The organism is Intestinibacter sp. (assembly GCF_051866655.1).
GTDB lineage: Bacteria > Bacillota > Clostridia > Peptostreptococcales > Peptostreptococcaceae > Intestinibacter.
Map to the genome: position 1 here is coordinate 1 of NZ_JBJDXL010000348.1, position 3,372 is coordinate 3,372.

The window sequence follows — 3,372 nt, forward strand, 5'->3', positions numbered from 1 at the left end:
TCTTGTGCCCTATCCGAGTCCCAGTTATTTATTAATTTTTACCAAGTTATTAAAGTGTTAAAAAATTTCATATTAAAAATTTTGATTTAGACTGGCCTTGTCTAAAATCATTTGTAAATTAAAAAACCTCGTCTCTAAAAATTAGAGACGAGGTTGTATTCTCGCGGTACCACTCTAGTTAGCTTATAAAAAGCTCACTCTGTAACAGTTAAAAACTGTATGCCTTGTAACGTAGACTAACGTTTTACCCTAGGTAAACAGCTCCTAGACAAGTTCAGATTCATCCACTGCCAAATCACACCTACCTTTGGCTCTCTGTAAGCTTCATAAATTCCTACTACTTCTACTCAACGCCTTTGTTTTTCGCTTTTAATTTGTGTTTTTCTTAGCTTAATTAAAATATTATATCATTTTCCATTTATTGTCAACATATTTTATCAGATTTTTTTATTTTATTTAATAATTTTATCTATTTTGACTATTTGCTAAAATATAATAAACTTAATTTATCAGAATTTTCAAATTAAAATTTCCATTTTACTATATATTGAAAAACTCTTTTATTTGATCTTCCCAGTAATTTATAACTAATTCTTTAGGGAAATTCGCTTCTTCTATAACCTCTTCAGCATATTTAAAAACACCTATATCGTAGCATATATGAGCATCTGTTCCCATTATGATTCTAACTCCGTATTTTTTACAAAGCTCTAAATATGCCTTTATATTTTCTCTAGCACCTTTTCTAAAAGTATTTGGTGATAGAGATGAATTATTGACCTCTAGTAATATGTTTTTTTCTTTAGCTTTTTTTACTATAGGCTCATAATCTAATGGATATCTTCCATCGTCTGGATGACCTATTATTTTGACTTTTTCCTTGTCCATAGCATTTAATATTGCATTTGTATTGTCCTCCTTAGTTGAAGGCTTCATACAAATTGTATGAAGGCTCGCTATCAAGTAATCAAGCCCTGGTAAAGCTCTAGGATCTAATTTATCTAAATTACCTTCAGCATCTAATATGTTGGCCTCCATTCCTTTAAGAACTCTAACTCCGTCTATTTCCTTTGGAATTACCTTTAAATTATTAAAGAAGTATAATTCAGGACCTCCTAGCATATTTGGTCCATGGTCAGACATTCCTAAAATTTTTATTCCATGCTGTTTTGCAAATTGTACATTTTCATTTATTGTGCTGTAAGCATGTCCACTTGCAACTGTATGTGTGTGCATATCCACTATTGCTTTCATTGAAATTCCCCTTTATGTCGTATTTATTCTAAAATGTATTCAAGCTGTCCCAATACATGAGACAGCTTTTTTATTTCATAATAATCTTTATACTAAGACTATTTATTATTCAGATTTTTTTATTGCATCTCCAATTGTTGCACCTAAAGATTCTTCAGGTTTCATGAATTGAGTGTAATCTTCTTCTGGTTCTGCATTAACTTCTTTTATTGATATTAACATTCTCTTTTCATCTGGATTGAAGTTTAATATTTTAGCTTCTATTTCATCTCCAGGATTTACTACACTGTTTACAGTAGGAACTCTATTTTCGCTTAATTGAGATATTGGTAAGTAAGCTTCTACACCTTCTTTTATTTCAACGAAAGCTCCTCTATCTATAGTTCTAACAACTGTACCTTTTACTACATCTCCTATAGCAACTTCTTTAGATATTACTTGCCATGGATCATTGTTTATGTCTTTTACAGCTAAAGCTATTCTGTTGTTTTCTTTGTTTACATCTAATACATAAACGTCTAATTCTTGTCCTTCAGCAACAACAGATTCTACAGATTCTACTCTCTTCCAAGCTAAGTTGTTTATATGAGCTAAACCTTCTAATCCTTCACCGATATCTATAAAAGCACCATAAGGCATTATTTTAGTTACTTTACCATGTATTTTTTGTCCTACTTCAAGAGAATCAAATATAGCTTGTCTAGCTTCTTTTATTCTAGCTCTTTCTGCTTCTCTTTCAGCTTTTATTCTAGCTCTTTCTGCTTCTCTTTCAGCTTTTATTCTTTCTCTTCTTTCTTTTCTTTCTATGTCTATTCTTTCTTGTAATACTTCTCTATGAGATGCAACATATTTGTTTCTATTAGAATTAAATTCTATTATATAAACTTCTAAATTAGCATTCATATATTCAGCTGTGTCATTTACAAATTTAGTATCTATTTGAGATATTGGTATAAATAATTGAATAGATTTATATTTTGCAAATACACCTCTTTGTATAGCTTTTTCAACTGTTACAGTTACTATTTTATGTTCGTTAAATATTTCTTCTAATTCTACTAAATCATTCTTTTGATCAGCTTGTACTTTTGATAATCTTACAGTACCATCTTTAGGAGATACTTTTGTTATGATTGCAGCTATTTCATCGCCTACGTTGTAAACATCAGCTATTTCTTTACCCTTTTCTATATTTAACTCATCTAGTGGGATTATACCGTCAAATCCACATTCTAACCCTACGACAACTACATCGTTAGTTACCTTAGTGATAGAACTAGTTATAAGCTCCCCTACTTTTAATTTGTCTAACTGTTGTTCTTGTTGATCTAACAGTTCTTGCATTGATAATTCATTAGTCATATTAAAATACATCCTTTCACACGTTTATCTTATTAATCCTATAAGTATTATTATACCATTAATCGTTAAAATACCTACAGTTTTATTACAAAATTTATACATAAATTTTATTTTCGTTATATATTTTTACAATAAGTTTTTCATCATACCCTAATATTATACTAAATTTTTTTAAATTTTACATCAACTTGTTAAAAGTTATTTAAAAAAATACATATCATTTAAAATAATACATATACTAAAATTAATTTTCAACTATATTATGTAAGGAATGATGAAATGAATACAAATAATTATAAAGAAAAATTAAAAAAAGAAAAGGCTGAATTAGAAAATTTAATCTCTGAAATGAAGGACAATACACTATTTGGAGATACCACAGCACATACTAGTGAAAGATACAGCTCAGGAGAATTATCTAGCTATGATAATCATCCAGGTGATATCGGTACCGAAGTATATATGAACGACATGCAAAACAGCTTGACAAACCATCAAGAATACCAACTACAAAAAATCGAGGATGCATTATCGCGAGTTGATGATAATTCATTTGGATATTGCGAAAAATGTCATAAAGAGATAGAACCTGAGAGACTTGATATACTTCCTGAGACTACTTTGTGCTCTAATTGTGCAAAAGAATTAGAAACTCCTCCTGAAGAAGGCAAGCGTTACGATTTAAACAATATAAACCAAAATCCTCATTTTTACTCAGAATATATTAAAAATTTAACCGACCTAAATAAAAATGGA

Annotated in this window: 3 protein-coding genes and 1 other annotated feature; of the genes, 1 reads left to right on the top strand and 2 read right to left on the bottom strand. The window is 29.4% G+C overall.

Annotation, left to right across the window (positions count from 1 at the left end; translation table 11 throughout):
* Window positions 1–140 precede the first annotated feature (140 nt).
* Window positions 141–360: a binding site (T-box leader), on the bottom strand.
* A 180-nt stretch (window positions 361–540) separates the two neighbouring features.
* The gene (locus ACI3VO_RS10415) at window positions 541–1,254 is read right to left on the bottom strand and encodes a phosphatase (protein WP_439757857.1); all 714 of its coding nucleotides are present in this window, start codon (window positions 1,252–1,254) and stop codon (window positions 541–543) included.
* A gap of 105 nt (window positions 1,255–1,359) precedes the next feature.
* Window positions 1,360–2,616 carry a 30S ribosomal protein S1 gene (locus tag ACI3VO_RS10420; RefSeq protein ID WP_439757858.1) on the bottom strand — a complete coding sequence of 419 codons (1,257 nt, stop codon included), beginning with the start codon at window positions 2,614–2,616 and terminating at the stop codon, window positions 1,360–1,362.
* 279 nt (window positions 2,617–2,895) lie between these two features.
* On the opposite strand from ACI3VO_RS10420, the gene ACI3VO_RS10425 reads away from it, so the two are divergent.
* Window positions 2,896–3,372, top strand: a 477-nt coding sequence (locus ACI3VO_RS10425) for a TraR/DksA family transcriptional regulator (protein WP_439757859.1), incomplete at its 3' end; no start/stop codon positions are given.

Excerpts from the sequence above, each read along its gene's own strand:
- ACI3VO_RS10415 (WP_439757857.1), bottom strand. The coding sequence starts at position 1,254 with ATGAAAGCAATAGTGGATATGCACACACATACAGTTGCAAGTGGACAT.
- ACI3VO_RS10420 (WP_439757858.1), bottom strand. The coding sequence starts at position 2,616 with ATGACTAATGAATTATCAATGCAAGAACTGTTAGATCAACAAGAACAA.